The 17487-nt window shown below is 71.8% G+C and carries 19 protein-coding genes; 10 read left to right on the top strand and 9 right to left on the bottom strand.

Annotation, left to right across the window (positions count from 1 at the left end; genetic code table 11):
* The first annotated feature begins 67 nt into the window (after positions 1-67).
* From ACQHII_RS35795 to ACQHII_RS35780, 4 genes are all read left to right on the top strand, one after another.
* Positions 68-1342 carry an MFS transporter gene (locus tag ACQHII_RS35795; RefSeq protein ID WP_427925485.1) on the top strand — a complete coding sequence of 425 codons (1275 nt, stop codon included), beginning with the start codon at positions 68-70 and terminating at the stop codon, positions 1340-1342.
* 70 nt (positions 1343-1412) lie between these two features.
* A complete protein-coding gene (gene fdhA, locus ACQHII_RS35790; protein ID WP_427923147.1) occupies positions 1413-2645 on the top strand; it encodes a formaldehyde dehydrogenase, glutathione-independent in 1233 nt (410 codons plus the stop codon).
* Positions 2646-2784: 139 nt separating this feature from the next.
* Positions 2785-3696 (top strand): pseudouridine-5'-phosphate glycosidase, encoded by a 912-nt coding sequence (locus ACQHII_RS35785; RefSeq protein WP_026178375.1) that lies wholly within the window; start codon positions 2785-2787, stop codon positions 3694-3696.
* On the top strand, positions 3693-4607 hold the full coding sequence (locus tag ACQHII_RS35780) for a carbohydrate kinase family protein (protein WP_427923146.1): 915 nt from the start codon (positions 3693-3695) through the stop codon (positions 4605-4607). Before ACQHII_RS35785 ends, ACQHII_RS35780 begins: the two co-directional genes overlap by 4 nt.
* A 77-nt stretch (positions 4608-4684) precedes the next feature.
* Here ACQHII_RS35780 and ACQHII_RS35775 read toward each other — a convergent pair whose 3' ends face one another.
* Positions 4685-5479: a methyltransferase domain-containing protein gene (locus ACQHII_RS35775; RefSeq protein WP_427923145.1), complete on the bottom strand. Its 795-nt coding sequence runs from the start codon at positions 5477-5479 to the stop codon at positions 4685-4687.
* A 201-nt stretch (positions 5480-5680) separates the two neighbouring features.
* Here ACQHII_RS35775 and ACQHII_RS35770 point away from each other — a divergent pair, with 201 nt between their 5' ends.
* Positions 5681-6808 (top strand): magnesium and cobalt transport protein CorA, encoded by a 1128-nt coding sequence (locus ACQHII_RS35770; RefSeq protein WP_427923144.1) that lies wholly within the window; start codon positions 5681-5683, stop codon positions 6806-6808.
* A gap of 33 nt (positions 6809-6841) precedes the next feature.
* Here ACQHII_RS35770 and ACQHII_RS35765 read toward each other — a convergent pair whose 3' ends face one another.
* The 4 genes from ACQHII_RS35765 to ACQHII_RS35750 all read right to left on the bottom strand — a co-directional run bounded on the left by ACQHII_RS35765 (position 6842) and on the right by ACQHII_RS35750 (position 8874).
* On the bottom strand, positions 6842-7270 hold the full coding sequence (locus ACQHII_RS35765) for a CBS domain-containing protein (RefSeq protein ID WP_019067604.1): 429 nt from the start codon (positions 7268-7270) through the stop codon (positions 6842-6844).
* A 197-nt stretch (positions 7271-7467) separates the two neighbouring features.
* Positions 7468-7860 (bottom strand): PPOX class F420-dependent oxidoreductase, encoded by a 393-nt coding sequence (locus ACQHII_RS35760; protein WP_427923143.1) that lies wholly within the window; start codon positions 7858-7860, stop codon positions 7468-7470.
* A gap of 58 nt (positions 7861-7918) precedes the next feature.
* Positions 7919-8572 carry a uridine kinase gene (locus ACQHII_RS35755; RefSeq protein WP_427923142.1) on the bottom strand — a complete coding sequence of 218 codons (654 nt, stop codon included), beginning with the start codon at positions 8570-8572 and terminating at the stop codon, positions 7919-7921.
* Positions 8573-8589: 17 nt separating this feature from the next.
* A complete protein-coding gene (locus ACQHII_RS35750) occupies positions 8590-8874 on the bottom strand; it encodes a winged helix-turn-helix transcriptional regulator (protein ID WP_427923141.1) in 285 nt (94 codons plus the stop codon).
* A gap of 424 nt (positions 8875-9298) precedes the next feature.
* On the opposite strand from ACQHII_RS35750, the gene ACQHII_RS35745 reads away from it, so the two are divergent.
* From ACQHII_RS35745 to ACQHII_RS35735, 3 genes are all read left to right on the top strand, one after another.
* A complete protein-coding gene (locus ACQHII_RS35745; protein ID WP_427923140.1) occupies positions 9299-10003 on the top strand; it encodes a DUF2293 domain-containing protein in 705 nt (234 codons plus the stop codon).
* Between the two features lie 152 nt (positions 10004-10155).
* A complete protein-coding gene (locus ACQHII_RS35740; RefSeq protein WP_427923139.1) occupies positions 10156-10635 on the top strand; it encodes a DUF1772 domain-containing protein in 480 nt (159 codons plus the stop codon).
* Between the two features lie 188 nt (positions 10636-10823).
* On the top strand, positions 10824-12311 hold the full coding sequence (locus ACQHII_RS35735; protein ID WP_427923138.1) for a glutamate synthase subunit beta: 1488 nt from the start codon (positions 10824-10826) through the stop codon (positions 12309-12311).
* 53 nt (positions 12312-12364) lie between these two features.
* On the opposite strand, the gene ACQHII_RS35730 is transcribed toward ACQHII_RS35735, so the two are convergent.
* Positions 12365-12856: a carboxymuconolactone decarboxylase family protein gene (locus tag ACQHII_RS35730; RefSeq protein WP_427923137.1), complete on the bottom strand. Its 492-nt coding sequence runs from the start codon at positions 12854-12856 to the stop codon at positions 12365-12367.
* A 46-nt stretch (positions 12857-12902) separates the two neighbouring features.
* On the opposite strand from ACQHII_RS35730, the gene ACQHII_RS35725 reads away from it, so the two are divergent.
* On the top strand, positions 12903-14372 hold the full coding sequence (locus ACQHII_RS35725) for a PLP-dependent aminotransferase family protein (RefSeq protein ID WP_427923136.1): 1470 nt from the start codon (positions 12903-12905) through the stop codon (positions 14370-14372).
* 18 nt (positions 14373-14390) lie between these two features.
* On the opposite strand, the gene ACQHII_RS35720 is transcribed toward ACQHII_RS35725, so the two are convergent.
* Positions 14391-15170 carry an NAD(P)H-dependent oxidoreductase gene (locus tag ACQHII_RS35720; protein WP_427923135.1) on the bottom strand — a complete coding sequence of 260 codons (780 nt, stop codon included), beginning with the start codon at positions 15168-15170 and terminating at the stop codon, positions 14391-14393.
* Between the two features lie 173 nt (positions 15171-15343).
* Here ACQHII_RS35720 and ACQHII_RS35715 point away from each other — a divergent pair, with 173 nt between their 5' ends.
* A complete protein-coding gene (locus ACQHII_RS35715; RefSeq protein ID WP_427923134.1) occupies positions 15344-16210 on the top strand; it encodes a helix-turn-helix transcriptional regulator in 867 nt (288 codons plus the stop codon).
* A gap of 61 nt (positions 16211-16271) precedes the next feature.
* Here ACQHII_RS35715 and ACQHII_RS35710 read toward each other — a convergent pair whose 3' ends face one another.
* Complete coding sequence (locus ACQHII_RS35710; protein ID WP_019060458.1) at positions 16272-16526, bottom strand: DUF397 domain-containing protein; 255 nt, start codon at positions 16524-16526, stop codon at positions 16272-16274.
* Positions 16527-17387 carry a helix-turn-helix domain-containing protein gene (locus tag ACQHII_RS35705; protein WP_427923133.1) on the bottom strand — a complete coding sequence of 287 codons (861 nt, stop codon included), beginning with the start codon at positions 17385-17387 and terminating at the stop codon, positions 16527-16529.
* Positions 17388-17487: the final 100 nt, after the last annotated feature.

Genomic DNA, 17487 nt, shown 5'->3' with positions numbered 1-17487 from the left:
CCGGTTGCACATGCGGTCACAGGGACATCGGGTGCGCGCTGTGACCGCCCTGGAAGAGCGGGCCGTCATGGCCGAACGGCTGCCCGCCCTGCGCCGTCGGACCTCCGGCGTGCTGATCACGACCCAGATCCTGGGCGGGCTCGGTGTCGCCACCGGGATCGCGCTGGCCGCCGTCCTGGCCAAGCAGATCAGCGGGACCGAGTCGCTGTCGGGGCTGGCGCCCACGGCGACCGTCACGGGCACCGCGCTGCTGTCGATGCCTCTCGCGGCGCTGATGACGGCACGCGGCCGGCGTCCCGGCCTGGTCCTCGGCTATCTGGTCGGGGCCCTGGGAGCCGGTGTCGTGGTGCTCGCCGCGAGCATCGGGAGCTTTCCGCTGCTGCTGGGCGGCATGGCCTGCTTCGGGGCTGCCTCGTCGGCGAATCTGCAGTCCCGGTTCGCCGCCGCCGATCTGGCCGAGCCGGAGCAGCGGGCCCGGGCCATCTCGCGTGTCGTGTGGGCGACGACCATAGGGGCGGTCCTCGGCCCCAACATCGCCGCGCCCGCGGGCCGTAGCGTCTCCGGGCTCGGGATACCCGAGGCGGCTGGCCCCTTCCTGTGGGCGGGCGGCATCTTCCTGGTCGCCGCGGTCGTGGTCGCCGTACTGCTGCGGCCCGATCCGTTGCTGACGGCCCGGGCGCTCGCGCCGGAGGAGGACCGGTCGCCGGCCGCGCGGTCGTTGCGGGCGGGGTTCGCGGCGGTGGCCGCGTCGCCGCGGGCCCGGCTCGCGCTGGTGACGGTGGCCGTGGTGCACACGGCGATGGTGTCGGTGATGGCGATGACCCCGGTCGAACTGGGTCATCACGGGGCGAGCATCGATCTGGTCGGGCTGGTGATCAGCGGGCACATCGCGGGGATGTACGCGTTCTCGCCCCTGATGGGCAGGCTGTCCGACCGGGTGGGGCGGTTGTCGGGGATAGGGCTCGCGATGGGGCTGCTGGCCTGTGCCGCGTTCCTCGCCGGTACGGCGGGCGGGAGTCACGGGCGGATCGCGCTGGGGCTGTTCGTGCTGGGCCTGGGCTGGTCGGCGGGGCTCGTCTCCGGCTCGGCGCTGCTCACCGACTCGGTGCCGCAGCCCGCGCGGGCCGCCGCACAGGGCCTGTCCGACCTCACCATGAACACCTCGGCGGGCATCGGCGGGGCGGTGGCCGGCCTGGTGGTCGCGGAGGCGAGCTACGGCTGGCTGAACCTGGCCGCCGCCTGCCTGCTGATACCCCTGGCAGTGCTGGCGCTGTTCACCCGCTCCCGGAAAATCCCGGTTCCCGATGGCCCGCGGAGGGTGGCCGGGACGCCGAGCCGGTAGCAGACTCCGCCATGCGCGCGCACAGCCACTGGCATCCGGGGGATCGGAGCCGAAGGGACGGCGATCACGCATGAGTGGAAGCGGAAACAGGGCAGTCGCGTATCTCAAGCCGGGCGCGGTCGAGGTCAGGACCATCGACTACCCGACGCTCGAACTGCAGGACGGGCCGGGAGTCGCCCAGGCCAACGTCGGCCGCAAGGTCCGGCACGGGGTGATCCTGAAGGTACTCGCCAGCAACATCTGTGGCAGCGACCAGCACATGGTGCGCGGCCGGACGACCGCGCCCGAGGGACTGGTCCTCGGACACGAGATCACCGGAGAGGTCGTCGAACGGGGTCCGGACGTCGAGTTCATCGACGTGGGCGACATCGTCTCCGTACCGTTCAACATCGCCTGCGGGCGGTGCCGCAACTGCAAGGAACGCAAGACCGGCATCTGCCTGAACGTCAACCCGGCCCGCCCGGGGGCGGCCTACGGCTATGTCGACATGGGCGGCTGGGTCGGCGGTCAGGCCGAGTACGCCATGGTCCCGTACGCGGACTTCAACCTGCTGAGGTTCCCCGACCGGGACGAGGCACGCGAGAAGCTGCTCGATCTGACCATGCTCTCGGACATCTTCCCGACCGGGTTCCACGGCGCGGTCACCGCGGGCGCCGGGGTCGGGTCCACGGTGTACGTCGCCGGGGCGGGTCCGGTCGGGCTGGCGGCGGCAGCGTCGGCGCAGCTGCTGGGCGCCGCGGTCGTCATCGTCGGCGACCTCAACGCCGAACGCCTGGCCCAGGCAAGGAGTTTCGGCTGCGAGACCGTCGACGTCTCGCGCGGCGACATCGGGGAGCAGATCGCCGAGATCGTCGGCGAGCCCGAGGTGGACGCGGCGGTCGACGCGGTCGGCTTCGAGGCACGGGCCCACGGCCCGCACGCCCCGGAGGCGCCGGCGACCGTCCTCAACTCGCTGATGGGCGTCACGCGCGCGGGCGGTGCCCTGGGCATCCCCGGGCTGTATGTCACCGCCGACCCCGGCGGGATCGACGAGGACGCCAAGAGCGGCACCCTGAAGGTGCGGCTCGGCCTCGGCTGGGCCAAGAGCCACCGGTTCACGACCGGTCAGTGCCCGGTGATGACGTACCACCGGAGTCTGATGATGGCGATCCTGCACGGGCGCGTGCACATCGCGAAGGCGGTCAACGCCACCCCGATCGCGCTGGAGGACGCACCGCGCGGCTACGCCGAGTTCGACCAGGGCGCCAGCCGCAAGTACGTGCTCGATCCGCACGGGACGCTGGCGGGCATCAGCCCGGTCTGACGCACGGGAGAGCGGGGGCCACGCACGCGTGGCCCCCGTTTTCCATGTCGGACGGTGATGATGTCCCCCACAGCCCGCGAGGGTTTGACCGGGCGCCGAGCCCGCCAGGGATGAGGGAAGACCGAACGACAGGAGGCGCGTGGTGCTGGTGGTGTCCGAGGAAGTACGCGAGGCGATCGACGCGCGTCGACCCGTGGTGGCCCTGGAGTCGACGATCATCGCGCACGGGCTGCCGCGCCCGCGCAATCTGCAGGTGGCGCTGGAGCTGGAGGCGGCGGTACGCCAGGAGGGCGCCGTCCCCGCGACCATCGCCGTGCTGGACGGGCGGCCCCATGTCGGCCTGGACAAGGAGCAGTTGGAGCGGGTCGCCAACGAGGACGGGATCCGCAAGCTCGGCCACCGTGATCTGCCGCTCGCGGTGGCGGCGGGGGCCAGCGGGGCGACCACGGTGTCGGCGACGGCGCTGCTGGCGGCGCGGGCGGGCGTCCGGGTGTTCGCGACCGGGGGCCTGGGCGGGGTGCACCGGGAGTGGACGGTGACGCAGGACGAGTCCGCCGACCTGGGGCTGCTGGCCTCCACCCGGATCACGGTGGTCTGCGCGGGCGTGAAGTCGATCCTGGACGTGCCGGCGACCTTGCAGCGCCTGGAGACGCTGGGCGTGGCGGTCGCCGGGTACGGCACGGACCGCTTCCCGGGCTTCTACCTCTCCGACTCCGGATACCCGGTGGACTGGACGCTGGAGACCCCGCAGCAGGTGGCGGCCGTGATGCGGGCGCAGGACGCGCTCGACGCCCCGGAGTCGACGCTGATCGTCGCCAACCCGGTGCCCGAGGACGAGCAGTTGGATCCCGCGCTGCACGCGCGCGTGCTCGCCGACGCGCTGCACGCGTGCGAGGCGGAGGGCATCACCGGGCAGGCGGTCACCCCGTTCCTCCTCGGCTACCTCGTGGAGCACACGGACGGTGCCTCGCTGAGCGCCAACCTGGCGGCCGTGCGCGGCAACGTACGGCTGGCGGGGCGGATCGCGGCGGCCTGGGCCGAGGAGGCGTGACGACCGGGCCGGCCGGCGCGCTCCTGGTCGTCGGGGACGTGATCACGGACATCGTGGCCCGGCATCGAGACCCGCTCGCCCCGGGCACCGACACGGCCGCGGTGATCCGGACCGTGCCGGGCGGCGCGGGCGCCAACGTGGCGTGCTGGGCGGCCCATTGGGGCTGCGCGGACGTACGGCTGCTCGGTCGTGTGGGTGCGGACGCGGCGGCGTGGCACGAGCGGGAGCTGGTCGCCTCCGGGGTACGGCCCCGGCTCGTCGTCGATCCGGAGGCGGCGACCGGGACGGTGATCTGCCTGGTCGACACAGGAGCCTCGGCCGAGCGGACGTTCCTCACCGACAGTGGCGCGGCGCTGCGGCTCGGCCCCGAGGACTGGTCGGACTCGCTGCTGGACGGCGTCGCACGGCTGCATCTGTCGGGCTATCTGCTGTTCTCCGAGTCCAGCCGGGCGTTCGTGGCCGCGGCGGTGGAGTCGGCACGCGCGCGTGAGGTGCCGGTGAGTCTGGATCCGGCGTCGGCGGGGTTCCTGGTGGAGCTGGGGGTGGACCGTTTCCTGGCGCTCGCCGAGGGGGTGGACGTGCTGCTGCCCAGCCGGGACGAGGCGTGTCTGCTCACCGGGTTGCCCGATCCGGCGGACGCGGCGGCCAAGTTGAGCCGCCATGTCCCCCTGGTCGTCACCAAGCAGGGCGCCGAGGGGGCCTTGGTGGCCCACTCCGGCACGGTCCACGCGCGTGTACCGGCCGAGCCCGCCACGCCCCGGGACACCACGGGCGCGGGCGACGCGTTCACGGGCGCGTTCCTCGCGACGCTGCTGACGGGCGCCGATCCCGAGAGGGCGGCGCGGGAGGGGTGCCGGGCGGGGGCGCGAGCGGTGGAACGGGTGGGAGGACGACCGCCTGGGCGGGCGTGACGGGCAGCGCCCCTTGGGGAAGGACCGGGCATCACATCCCAAGCAGCGCCCGCCCGGAGTCAACTCCCGCTCCCCGCCTACCCCTTCCGCCCCCAAGCCGAGATCATCGGTGCCGTCGCGAGGTCCATCGTGCCGGAGGCGACATTGGCCAGATGGCGGTCGATGTCCTCGTCCGTGGCGAGGCCCGCGGCGACGAGCTGGTCGCGGATCTGGCGGACCGTCGCGGATTCCAGGGCGGCGCACGCCGGTGAGGTGACCGGGAAGTACGCGTCCGCCTCCACCCGGCGCAGGCCGGCCTCGCGGAGCAGGCGCGGGAGTCTGCGGCCGTAGGAGAGGTCCGCGCCGCGGTCGGCGAGGAGGGCGCGGAAGCCGTTGCGGAGACGGTTCGCCAGTTGCTGCTCGGGGCCGTGTTCGTCGGGGCAGAGCAGGGGCTGGAGGGCGGGGTCGGCGTCCTCGATCAGGAGGCGGCCGCCGGGACGCAGGGACTTGATCATCGAGCGCAACGCCCGTTCCCGGTCCGGGACATGGACGAGGACCAGTCGGGCGTGCACGAGGTCGAAGCCCTCCCCCGGCGGCTCCTCGGCGCCGACGTCGTGGACGCGCACCTCGATCGGCGGGCGGGCCACCGAGGCGACCTGGGAGGTGTCGATGTCGGTCGCGAGGACCTTCCCGGTCGGTCCGACCTTCTTGGCCAGCCAGGACACCACCGAGGTGCCGCCGACGCCGACCTCCCAGACCCGCCAGCCGGGTCCGACGCCGAACCCCTCCAGGTGCCGGAACGTGGTGGGGTCGAAGAGCGTGGCGAAGGCGTCGAAGCGCTGCCCCGCCTCGGACTGGCGGTTGTCGAGGAGGTACCCGTCGGATCGCGTCATGCCGCGATCATCCCAGTTGCCCCGCTTCTCGGGAGGGGGCGACGCTCCGGTTCGGAACGCCCTCGCGCGGCTTCGTCCACAGCCGGGAACAAAGCGGAGGATTCCGTTCCCACAGGCTTACCCGCCGCTCACGTCGGCCTGGCAAACTGGCACGCCAGGCGCAGAAATGCGATGCGAGGGGATCCACGCAAGGAGATCCGGATGTCCATGGCAGGGAATCTTCGGAAGGTCACGGGCCTCGGCAGGGTCGGCGGCCTCCGCAAGGTGGCGCGGCTGGCGCGACGGCGCCCGCGGGTCGACCTGAGCCACCACGCCCGGTCGCCCCTGGGCTCCTCGGTGGTGAAGTGCGTCACGTATCAGGACGGCGTCCGGGTCCCGGTCGGCGGCGATCTGGTGGACGCCGTCGAGCGGGTGCGCAAGAAGGACGACGGCTTCGTCTGGCTCGGCCTGCACGAGCCGACGAACGAGGAGTTCGCGGGCATCGCCGAGCTCTTCGACCTGCACCCGCTGGCGGTCGAGGACGCGATCGAGGCCCATCAGCGCCCGAAGGTGGAGCGCTACGGCGAGACGCTGTTCGCGGTGTTCAAGACGGTCTGCTACGTCGAGCACGAGAAGCTGACGGCGACGAGCGAGGTCGTGGACACCGGCGAGATCATGGTGTTCGTCGGCGCCGAGTTCGTCATCACCGTGCGACACGGACGGCACGGCTCACTGGGGCCGCTGCGCGAGGAGTTGGAGTCGAACCCCCGGCAGCTCGCCAAGGGACCGGCCGCGGTGCTGCACGCGATCGCGGACCACGTGGTCGACGACTATCTGAGCGTCACGGACTCGGTGCAGGCGGACATCGACCAGGTGGAGACGGACGTGTTCGCGGAGAACGGCGCGCGGGCGGACCCCGGCCGTATCTACCAACTCAAGCGTGAACTGCTGGAGTTGAAGCGGGCGGTGGTCCCCCTCAGTGGTCCGCTGGAGGCGCTGTCCACGCAGCCGATGCGGGTGGTCGGACCGGAGATACAGGCCTACTTCCGCGATGTCTCCGACCATCTGCTGCGGGCGAAGGAGCAGATCGCGTCCTTCGACGAACTGCTCAACTCGATTCTGCAGGCGCACCTCGCCCAGGTGACGGTCGCGCAGAACGAGGACATGCGGAAGATCACGGCCTGGGCCGCGGTGATCGCCGTGCCGACGATGGTGTGCGGTGTGTACGGCATGAACTTCGACCACATGCCGGAGCTGCACTGGCGGTTCGGCTATCCCCTCGTCCTCGGCGTGATATCCATCGCCTGTCTCGCGCTGTACCGGGGCTTCCGGCGCAACGGCTGGCTCTGAGAGACAGCCGCTGAACCGGAACCGTCCGGCGGTTCACCGCATGCCGCTCCGGGCGTAGACGCTCTCGACCCAGCCGGCGAGCTGTTCCTCCGTCAGATGCTGGGCGAGGTCGGCCTCGCTGATCATGCCGACGAGGCGTTTGTTCTCGATGACGGGAAGCCGGCGGATCTGGTGTCCCTGCATCTCCTGGAGCACCTCGCCGACATCGGCGCCGGCGTCGATCCAACGGGGCGTGCCCTGGGCCATCTCGCCCGCGGTGATCTTCGCCGGATCGTGGCCCATGGCCACACAGCCGACGACGATGTCCCGGTCGGTGAGGATGCCGCAGAGCCGTTCGTTCTCGTCGCTGATGGGCAGGGCTCCGACGCCCAGTTCGCGCATCAGCTGGGCGGCGCGGTCCAGGGTTTCATGGGCGGGGATCCACTGGGCGCCCCGGTGCATGATGTCTCCGGCGGTGGTCATGAAGTACCTCCCGGTGCCGGACGGCCGGCGCGGCACAGAACGTTCCGCTAGTCCCGGCGCCCTACATTCTCGCCGCGCGGCGGGGCGAACGCACCCGGACGGTCGCGACTTCCGGTGCGCCGACGGGAAGTCCGGGACGGCTCTCGGGCGGCGCCGGGCGGTACTCGGACGGCACTCGGACGGAGTTCGCACGGCACTCAGACCTGGAAGCCCACGATCTTCGTCGGCACGACGCGGACGATCACCCGCACCCGGTCGTCTCGTTCGCCGGGCGGGTCGATGCCGAGGTACTTGTGCGAGAGCTCGTGCGGGAGCCGCCTGTCCGGGTCGGGGAGGCTCTCGGCGGTGCCGCGGATCTCGACCGAGGCGTAGGGGTTGGCGAGGTCGAACACCGAAAGGCTGACGCGGGGATCGTGGCGGAGGTTGCGCACCTTCTGCCGGTCCTGGAGGGAGGAGAAGAGGACGGTGTCGTCCTCGCGCTTGATCCAGACCACCGAGGTCTGCGGAGCGCCGTCTGGCCGGAGGGTGGCGACGCCGGCGAAGTTCCTGCCGTCGAGGAGAGCACGGACGGAGTCGTCGAAGATCGGCATGACGACACCCTAACTAAATGCATGCGCATACAAAAGCCTTTGGGCAACGCCAGGTCGCTCAGCCCGTGGGCAGCCCGCCCCACGCCGGGTGCCGTGGATCGTCGGCGCGCACCAGGACGTCCGCCGTGCCGGCCGGGTCGGTGTCGTCCTCGTAGCGCTCGAAGGCGGGCAGGGTCCAGTGCTCGGTCTCGGGGGTACGGCGGCGCAGGGCGCCCGGTGAGAGGAGGACGTGGAGGGTCAGGTCGAAGGGGAACCAGTGCCGCAGGAGGAAGGGACCGTGCAGCAACAGAAGGGCGCCGGGCGGGAGTTGGACGTAGGGGCTGCGGGTGGCACGGTCGGCGGCCGGGTCCCACAGGTCGGGCAGGACGCGGCCGTCGCCGTCCGGTTCGAGCGGGCCGAAGACCTCGCGCCACAGGGCCCGGGTGTCGAACCAGCCGTCGTAGTAGGCGTCGGCGTCCTGGTGCCCGTATTCCAGGCGCAGCGAGGCGGGGCGCAGAAAGCCCTCCGTGCCGACGACGAGCGAGGGACGGCCGCGGACGCGCAGCGCCTCCGCGACCCGCTCGGCGAGGTCGCCCGGGCGGGCCGCCGGGGCGCCGTCAAAGGCGATGCGCGGCCAAGGGCCACCGTCGGCCGGCTTGAGGTCGAGCAGGCGCTCGGCGAGGAGGTCGCCGAGCCGGTCCCAGGTGATCGCTTCCAGTCGCACAGGGCCCATGATGCGTCAGCCCCCGGTCAGGGGGTGTCGTCCGGGTGGCTCCGGCGGGCGGCGAGCAGGTGCGGGAGATGGGTCTCGCTCCAGGCGCGGGCCGCGTCGAGGAGGGGAATGAGACTGCGGCCGAGAGGGGTGAGGGCGTATTCGACGCGCGGCGGGTTCTCGTCGTACGCGGTCCTGGTCAGCAGGCCGTCGCGCCGCATGGCACGCAGGGTCTCGCTGAGGACCTTGGGGGTGACGGCCCCGAGCGGCACCCGGAGTTCGGTGAACCGGCGCGGACCGCCCTCGAGCCAGCGGACGACCATGCCGGTCCTCCCCCACTGCCTTAACGGCGTGGGCGGTGCCCCCAGTCACCGACCCGGAACGGCATCACGGAGGAGGGGCAGACGGGTCGAACATGTCCCGGTCGAGCGGCTGCCGCCCTACGTCGTCCGTCGCGTCGGTCATCCGTCGAGGCTAGCGCCGATACCGTTGAAGTAACCGGGCCCCTGGTCCCCAACGTCCAGGTCGGGCGGCGAAGGACGCTGCCGGGCAAGGGGGTTGGGCATGGACGGGATCGTCGTCTTCGGGGCCGGAGGCCTGGCGGGACGGGCGGTGACGGCAGAGGCGCTCGGACGCGGGTGTCGGTGTTCGTTCCGCGCGAGGCGCAGGTGCGGCGGACCTGGAAGACAGGACAGACAGGACAGAGAGACAGGAGAGAGGTGGTCGGTGGCAGGGAATGGATCTCGTATGGCATCGCTCTCGACTCCCCCGCTCCGCAACGGACTTGTGGTCGGCGCCGGACTCGTGGTCGTCCAGCCGCTCAGGAAACGGCACTGTGCGGGGTGTCGTCGCGGGCCGTTGGCGCTGCTGGTCGTCGAGGCCGGGGTGCCGCGGTGTCTCGACTGCGTGGACCTCGGGCATCTGGTGTTCCTGCCGCGCGGCGACACCGCGCTGACGCGCAGGGCGCGGGAGGAGAGCACGCTGTCGGCGGTGGTCGTGCGGTTCAACCGGCGCCGGGGCCGGTACGAGCGGCAGGGCGTCCTCGTCGAGGAGGCGGGGCTCGCCCGGGCCGAGGAGCGGTGCCTCGCGGACGCCGAGGCGCGGCGGCGGCGCCGGGTGCGGGACGCCGGGCGGCGGGCCGCGGAGGACGTGCGGTTCGCGGAGGCGTTCGCGGCGGAGATACGACGGCTGTTCCCCGGCTGCCCCGAGGAGCGGGCCCGGACGATCGCCGCGCACGCCTCGCTGCGGGGCAGCGGGCGGGTGGGGCGGAGCGCGGCGGGACGGGCACTGTCCGAGGGCGCGGTGGTCTCGGCGGTGGTGGCGTCCGCACGGCATGTGGACACGCCCTACGACCAGTTGCTGATGAGCGGGGTGCCGAGACACGAGGCGCGACGGCGGATCGCGGCGGGGGTGGAACAGGTGCTGCGGGACTGGCGGGACGTCCCGGCGTGATGCCCAACCCATGCCGGGAGACGGCGCCGTGGACGCCCGCGTATGCCCCGGCGATTCTCGGCCATGGTTGCGCGGGCGGGGATGGGTTCGACTTGTCGTGATGGTTGGTGGTGTGCAGGATCTCGGCTCAACGGGCGGGAGTTGGTGTCGGCATGATCGGTGAACCGTATTTCGCGCTGACGGTTCTGGGGGTGCTCGCGACCGGGGTGATGGCGGGCGTGTTCTGTGCCTTCTCCGTGCTGGTCATGCGGGGGCTGGCCGAGTTGCCGCCCGCGCAGGGCGTCGCCGCGATGAACGCGATCAACAGGGCGGCGATGACGCCCGCGTTCATGCTGCTGTTCGCCGGTTCGGCGCTGGTGTGCGCGGTGATCGCGGTGGTGACGTTCGTGCTGTGGCCGGACCGGGGGACCGCGGAGTTGCTGCTGGGCAGCGCGCTGTATCTGTTCGGGGCGTTCGGGCTGACCCTCGTCGCGAACGTGCCCCGCAACGACGCCCTGCTGAAGCTGGACCCGGGGACCCCGGAGGCCGCCGCGTACTGGCCGTCGTACGTGCGCGAGTGGACGATGTGGAACCACGTCCGCGCGGTGACCTCGGCCGCCGCCGCGCTGGTCTACATGCTGGCCCTCGCCTGAGCGAAGTCCCAAGATCAACTGGGCGCGGGCTGAGGAACGCGGGCAAAGGGCGGCACAAGCCTGCGGAAACCCCCGTGAGAAAGCGGTCTCGCCCACTCTGCGCGCTCGGCCGGGGGGCCTTATCGTGGCTGAAAGAGTGCCGCTCGATGACGCACGGCCTGTCGCATGCGGACGCGAGGAAGACCGCCATGGCCGATCCCAAGGGTTTTATGACCACTCCGCGCGAGGAGTGGCCCCGCAGGCCCGTCGACGAGCGGGTGCGGGACTGGGACGAGGTGTATGTCCCGGGCGCGCTGCTGCCGATCGTGAGCAGGCAGGCCGACCGGTGCATGGACTGCGGTGTCCCGTTCTGCCACGACGCCTGTCCGCTCGGGAACCTGATCCCCGAGTGGAACGATCTGGTGAGCCGGGAGGACTGGCGGGCGGCGGCCGACCGGTTGCACGCCACCAACAACTTCCCGGAGTTCACCGGGCGGTTGTGCCCGGCGCCGTGCGAGGCCGGCTGCGTGCTCGCCATCAACCAGCCCGCGGTCACCATCAAGAACGTCGAGGTGGCCATCGCCGACCGTGCGTGGACCGACGGTTTCGCGCCACCCAGACCACCGGACCGGTTGTCCGGGCGGACCGTCGCGGTGGTCGGCTCCGGGCCCACCGGCCTTGCCGCGGCACAGCAGTTGACGCGCGCCGGGCACACGGTCGCCGTGTACGAGCGGGACGACCGGCTCGGCGGGCTGATGCGGTACGGCATCCCCGAGTTCAAGATGGAGAAGCGGCATCTGGAACGGCGACTGGAGCAGATGCGGGCCGAGGGCACCAAGTTCCGTACGTCCACGACGGTCGGGCGGGATGTCGGAGCGGCCGAACTGCGGGCGCGCTACGACGCGGTGGTGATCGCCACCGGAGCGACGGCATGGCGCGAACTCGCCGTACCTGGGCGGGAGTTGACCGGCATCCACCAGGCGATGGAGTATCTGCCGCTGGCCAACCGGGTGTGCGAGGGGGACCTGGCCGAGTCGCCGATGTCCGCCGCCGGGAAGCATGTCGTCATCGTCGGCGGCGGTGACACCGGGGCCGACTGCCTCGGCACGGCGGTGCGTGAAGGGGCCGCGTCCGTAACCCAGTTGGACATCTACGCCCAGCCGGACGCCGAGCGCGACGAGGACGCGGAACCCTGGCCGACGTATCCGAAGATCTACCGGCTGTCGGCCGCCCACGAGGAGGCGCGGGATCTGGAGACGGCGCCCGCGGCGGACGCGGACGCCCGGCTGTTCGCGGCCTCGACCCTCCGCTTCGAGGGGGACGCGGACGGGCGGGTGCGGTCCCTGCACCTGGTCGAAGTGGACGCGGAGCGGCGCCCGTTGGACGGTTCCGGGCGCAGCCTGCCCGCCGATCTCGTGCTGCTCGCGCTCGGGTTCTCCGGGCCCGACCGGGCCGACGGGCTCATCGACCAGCTGCGGCTGGCGATGGCACCGCGCGGCACGGTCACCCGGGACGCGGACTTCGCGACGAGCGCGCGGGGCGTGTTCGTCGCGGGGGACGCGGCGCGAGGCCAGTCGCTGATCGTGTGGGCAATCGCGGAGGGGCGGGCCGTGGCGGCGGCCGTCGACCGCTATCTGACCGGGAGTTCGCAGCTCCCGGCGCCGATCGGGCCGTACGACCGGCCGATGACGGTGTGACGCGGGGAAGCGCGAGGTGCGAGGCGTGAGGCGCGGCGGTGTGATGTGCCGGCTCAGCGGCGCTGGTCCGTGCCCGCCGCCTTCGCGGTCGCCAGGGCCACCCGGTTCCAGGTGTTGATCGTGAGGATCAGGGACAGGACGTGGGCCAGCTCCGCCTCGTCGAACCGGTCGGCGGCCTGCGCGTAGACGTCGTCCGGGACGCCGCCGTCGGCCACCAGGGTCACCGCTTCCGTGAGGGCGAGGGCCGCCTGCTCGCGCTCGGTGAAGAAGTGCCGGGCCTCGCGCCAGACGGCGACCATGTGCAGCCGGTCCTCGCTCTCGCCGGCCTTGCGGGCGTCGTTCGTGTGCATGTGGAGGCAGTACGCACAGTGGTTGAGGTGCGAGGCGCGGATCTGGATCAGCTCGACCAGGGCCGGGTCCAGACCCTCGCGGGCGGCGGCGTCGAAGCCGATGAGGGCGCGGAAGACCTTCGGGGCGGTGCGGGCGAGGTCGATGCGGGGCGTCGTAGTGGTGACCTGGGTGTTTGTGTTCGTGTTCGTCGTCATGCAACAAATCTACGAGTCAGAAAGACCCCTTGTAGAGTGCATTTCCATGGTGGAATCGTGGGTCAATTCGGCGGAGCGGATCGGGGCCGATCTGCATCTGGAACTGTCCGGGACGGGTGGTCGGCGGGCCGCCCTCATCGACGCACTGCGAGAGGCCGTGCGCGGCGGGCGACTCGCCCCCGGTACCCGGCTGCCGCCGTACCGCTCGCTCGCCGCCGACCTCGGGGTCGCCCGGAACACGGTCGCGGGCGCGTACGCGGAACTCGTCGCGGAGGGCTGGTTGACCGCGCGCCAGGGCTCGGGCACCCGGGTCGCCGACAGCGCCCGGCCCCTACGGGCGCAGCCGACGCGACACGCCGGGAACGGCCCGGTTACGGCACCTCCACGCGCGCGTGCGCCCCGGCACGACCTGCGGCAGGGCACGCCCGACGCGTCGGCGTTCCCGCGCGCGGCCTGGCTCGCGTCCTACCGGCGGGCGCTCCAGCAGGCGCCCGACGAGGTGTTCGGGCCCGGCGATCCGGCCGGCCGGATCGAGCTGCGGGAGGCGCTCACCGAATACCTGGCACGCGCGCGTGGGGTGCGCACCGCGCCCGACCGGATCGTGATCTGCTCCGGCTTCGCGCACGGGCTGCGCCTGCTGTTCGGCCAGGGCGGCGGCGGGCCGCTGCGCGGACCACTGGCCGTGGAGACGTACGGACTCGGCTTCCACCGGGAGCTGCTGCGCACGGCCGGCGTACGGACCGTGCCGCTGCCGGTCGACGAACACGGCGCGCGCGTCGGGGAGTTGGCGAAGGAACGGGCCGTACTGCTCACGCCCGCGCACCAGTTCCCCACCGGCGGCCCGCTGCACGCCGAGCGCAGGGCCGCCGTGATCGACTGGGCACGCGCGCGTGGCGGGCTGGTCCTGGAGGACGACTACGACGGCGAGTTCCGCTACGACCGCAAGCCCGTCGGCGCCGTCCAGGGCCTCGACCCGGAGCGGGTGATCCTCCTCGGCTCGGTCAGCAAGAGCCTCTCCCCCGCACTGCGCCTGGGCTGGATGGTCCTGCCGGAGCGGAACGTCGAGGGCGTGCTCGCGGCCAAGGGCGAACGCGAGGCCTGGGCGAGCGTCCTCGACCAGCTGAGCCTCGCCGACTTCATCACGTCCGGGTCCTACGACCGTCATGTGCGGCGGATGCGGCAGCGGTACCGCAGCCGCCGTGACCGCCTGGTCGCGGCGCTCGCCGCGCGGGCCCCGCACATCGGGGTCACCGGGGTCGCCGCGGGCCTGCACGCGGTGCTGCGGCTGCCGCCCGGCACGGAGCGCTCCGCGCTGAAGGCCGCCGCGTGGCAGGGCGTCGCGCTGGACGGGCTGGCCGCGTTCCGGCATCCGGAGGCGGCGACCACCGGGTCGGGGGCGCGAGTTGAGGACGGTCTCGTCGTGGGGTACGCGACGCCCTCGGAGGCCAGGTTCGGGGCCGCGCTGGAGGCGCTGTGCGAGGTGCTCCCGCCCGGCGAAGCCGCCCATGGCCTGTGACGCGCCCCGCTCCTGCCGCTAACCGCGCACATGCAGGCCGAACCCCTTGCGGCCGGGCACCTCCAGGCCCTCCTTCAACCGCAGTGACGGGATCTCGTAGTCACCGAAGTTCTGGCGCCGGAACGGAATCGGCTCCGTCGTCTCCAGTGACAGCAGCCGCTCCCGCCAGGCCTTCGCGGCGTCCTCGAAGTCGCTGCCGGTGATCCTGTCGGTGCCGTACAGCACGAAGGGCGGCAGCACCTCCACGCCCGGGTAGTACAGGATCCCGTGGTGGATGGGGAACAGCAGGTCCTCGATCGGACCGTTGATCCCGCGATCGGTGTAGTGGGACTCCGGGCCCCCGACGGTCACCGACAGGATCGCCCGGCGCCCCCGCAGCGTCCCCTCACCGAAACGCTCGCCGTAGCGCGTCTCGTCGTGCACTCCGACCCCGTAGGCGAAGTGGAAGGAGAACACCCGGTCCACCCAGCCCTTCAGGATCGCCGGCATGGTGTACCACCACATGGGGAACTGGAAGACGATGGTGTCGGCCCATAGGAGTTTCTGCTGCTCGGCCGCCACGTCGGGCGTGAGCGCACCGGCGTCGTAGGCCCCGGCCGAACTCGGCACCACCCGCAGCGGGTTCGTGGCGTGCTCGCCGAAGTCCGCCGCGTCCACCACGGCCTTCCAGTTCATCGCGTACAGGTCGCTCACCCGCACCTCGTGCCCGGCGGCTTCGAGAGTGGACACGGCGAGGTCCTTCAGTGCGCCGTTCAGCGAACGCGGCTCGGGGTGGGCGTGGACGAGGAGCGTCTTCATGGCTGTTCCCTTCGGCAAGGCCTTCGACAAGGTGTGTCGCCACAGATGCTCGGCCGCCGGGGTCGCGTCGCGACAGGGGCGGCTCTTCCGTCGGACGGGACTTCCTGGTATCGGCAGGGCCACCTTCAAGTGCCTTGCCCGAGGCGATACTCGGGTGCATGGACGGTGGGGGCATGGACGATCTCGCGGGCTTTCTGCGGACCCGGCGTGCCCGGGTCGACCCGGCGGCCGTCGGTATCCCCACCGACAGCCGTCGCCGGGTCGAGGGGCTGCGCCGCGAAGAGGTCGCCCACCTGTCCGGAGTCAGCGTGGACTACTACGTACGCCTGGAGCAGGGCCGTGCGACCCAGCCCTCCGGGCAGATCCTCGACGCGCTCGCCCGCGTGCTCGGCCTCGACGGGACCGAGCGCGGGCACCTCCACCGGCTCGCCCGGCAACGCCGACGGCGCGCGAGGACACCGGGCGGACGGGTCCGGCCGGAGCTGCTGCGCGTCCTCGACCTGGTCGCCGGGGCACCCGCGCTGATCATGGACCACCGTCTGGACGTGCTCGCCGGGAACCGTCTCGCCGGGCTTCTCCTGGGCCGGCCGCTGCCGGGCCTGAACACCGCACGGCACATCTTCCTGGAGGAGGCCGAGCGCGGCCTCTACGCGGAGTGGGAGCAGTGCACCCTCGACGTGGTCGGGCATCTGCGCCTGGCCGCCGGGAAATACCCCGAGGACCCCGGACTGGCCTCACTCATCGGCGAGTTGGCGATGGGCAGCGAGCGTTTCCGCCGCCTCTGGGCCCGTGCGGACGTGCGCGCCCGCACCCATGGGCGCAAGGTGTACCGGCACCCGCTGGTCGGACTGCTGGAACTGCACCAGGAGAACTTCGCGCTGCCGGACGAGTCGAGCATGGAACTGCTGGTGCTGTCCGCGGCTCCCGGCAGCCCCGCCGAGGACGGGCTGCGCCTGCTCGGGAGCCTGGGCGCGGACAGCGATGGGGCGCATCCCATCCCTTCGGAATCAACGGATTCGATCAGAACCAATGGTGACTGATAGCAAAATGAGCAGGTTCATTAAGGAAAAAGCATTCAGCACAGTTGGGTCAGGGGCCGGGTCATGAGAGCAGGAAATCCGCCTCGCCCGCTTTCGCCCCCTCGATGAAGGCCGTCATCTCGTCGGTGGTGTAGATCAGTGCCGGCCCGTCCGGGTCGGTGGACTGGCGGACGGCGATCCGGCCGTCGGCGAGCTTCATCGCCTCCAGGCAGTTGCCGCCGTTGCCGCCGCTCCACGGCTTGTGCCAGCCTTCGCTTCCCAAGTCCCGCGCGGGCATACCGTTGTAGACGCTCATACGCGGCTTGATGCGATCCATTCACAGCTCCTTGCGGAGATCCCTGAGGATCTCCTTCGTGCGATGTGCCGTAGCGGCCTGCGCCGCCATGCGGTCCATGACCTCGAGATGGGTCGCCACCTCTTCGCGCGCGTCCAGATAGACGGCGCCGGTCAGGTACTCGCTGTAGACCATGTCCGGCAGTTCCGGCATGGCAAATCGGAACAGCACGAAGGGCCCGTACGTGCCCGGGTGCGGCCCCGAGGAGAACGGGGCGACCTGGAGGGTCACGTTGGGCAGCTTCGTGGCGTCGAGCAGTTTGTCGATCTGGGCACGCATCACCTCCGGGCCGCCGACCGGGCGGCGCAGGGCGGTCTCGTCCATGACGACCCAGAAGCGGGGCGCGTCGGGACGCGTCAGCAGGTCCTGGCGCTGCATGCGCAGCGCGACATGGCGCTCGATCTCGTCGGGCTCGGTCTGGCCGATGGCGCCCGACAGCAGCACACCGCGCGCGTACTCCTCGGTCTGCAGCAGCCCGGGCACGAAGTGCGGTTCGTACGACCGGATGAGCGCGGCGGCACCCTCCAGGCTGACGTGCATCGAGAACCAGCCGGGCAGGATGTCGTGGAAGCGCTGCCACCAGCCGGGCTTGTTGGCCTCCTCGGCCAGCCGGACGAAGGCCTCGGCCTCCTCGTCCGAGACGCCGTAGGTCTTCAGGAGGAACTGGAGGTACGGGATCTTGAGGGAGACCTCGGCCATCTCCATACGGCGGACCGTGGCGGGCGCGACGCGCAGGACCTTGGCGGCCTCCTCGCGCTTGAGCCCGGCGCGTTCCCGCAGGTCCAGCAGGCGCCGACCGAGGACGACCTGGCCGACCGTCGGTGCGGACCGCGGCTCGCTCACGCTCCACCTCCCCCAATGAGTCCCGTTGAGTCCCGTACGGCGAATGAGCCCGGTGGCTGAATCCTGACAGCCCTGCGGCGCCATTCGAAGACTCATTCGA

This window comes from Streptomyces sp. cg40, from assembly GCF_050320165.1.
Classification (GTDB): domain Bacteria; phylum Actinomycetota; class Actinomycetes; order Streptomycetales; family Streptomycetaceae; genus Streptomyces; species Streptomyces hokutonensis.
This window is presented reverse-complemented; position numbering and strand designations above follow the sequence as displayed.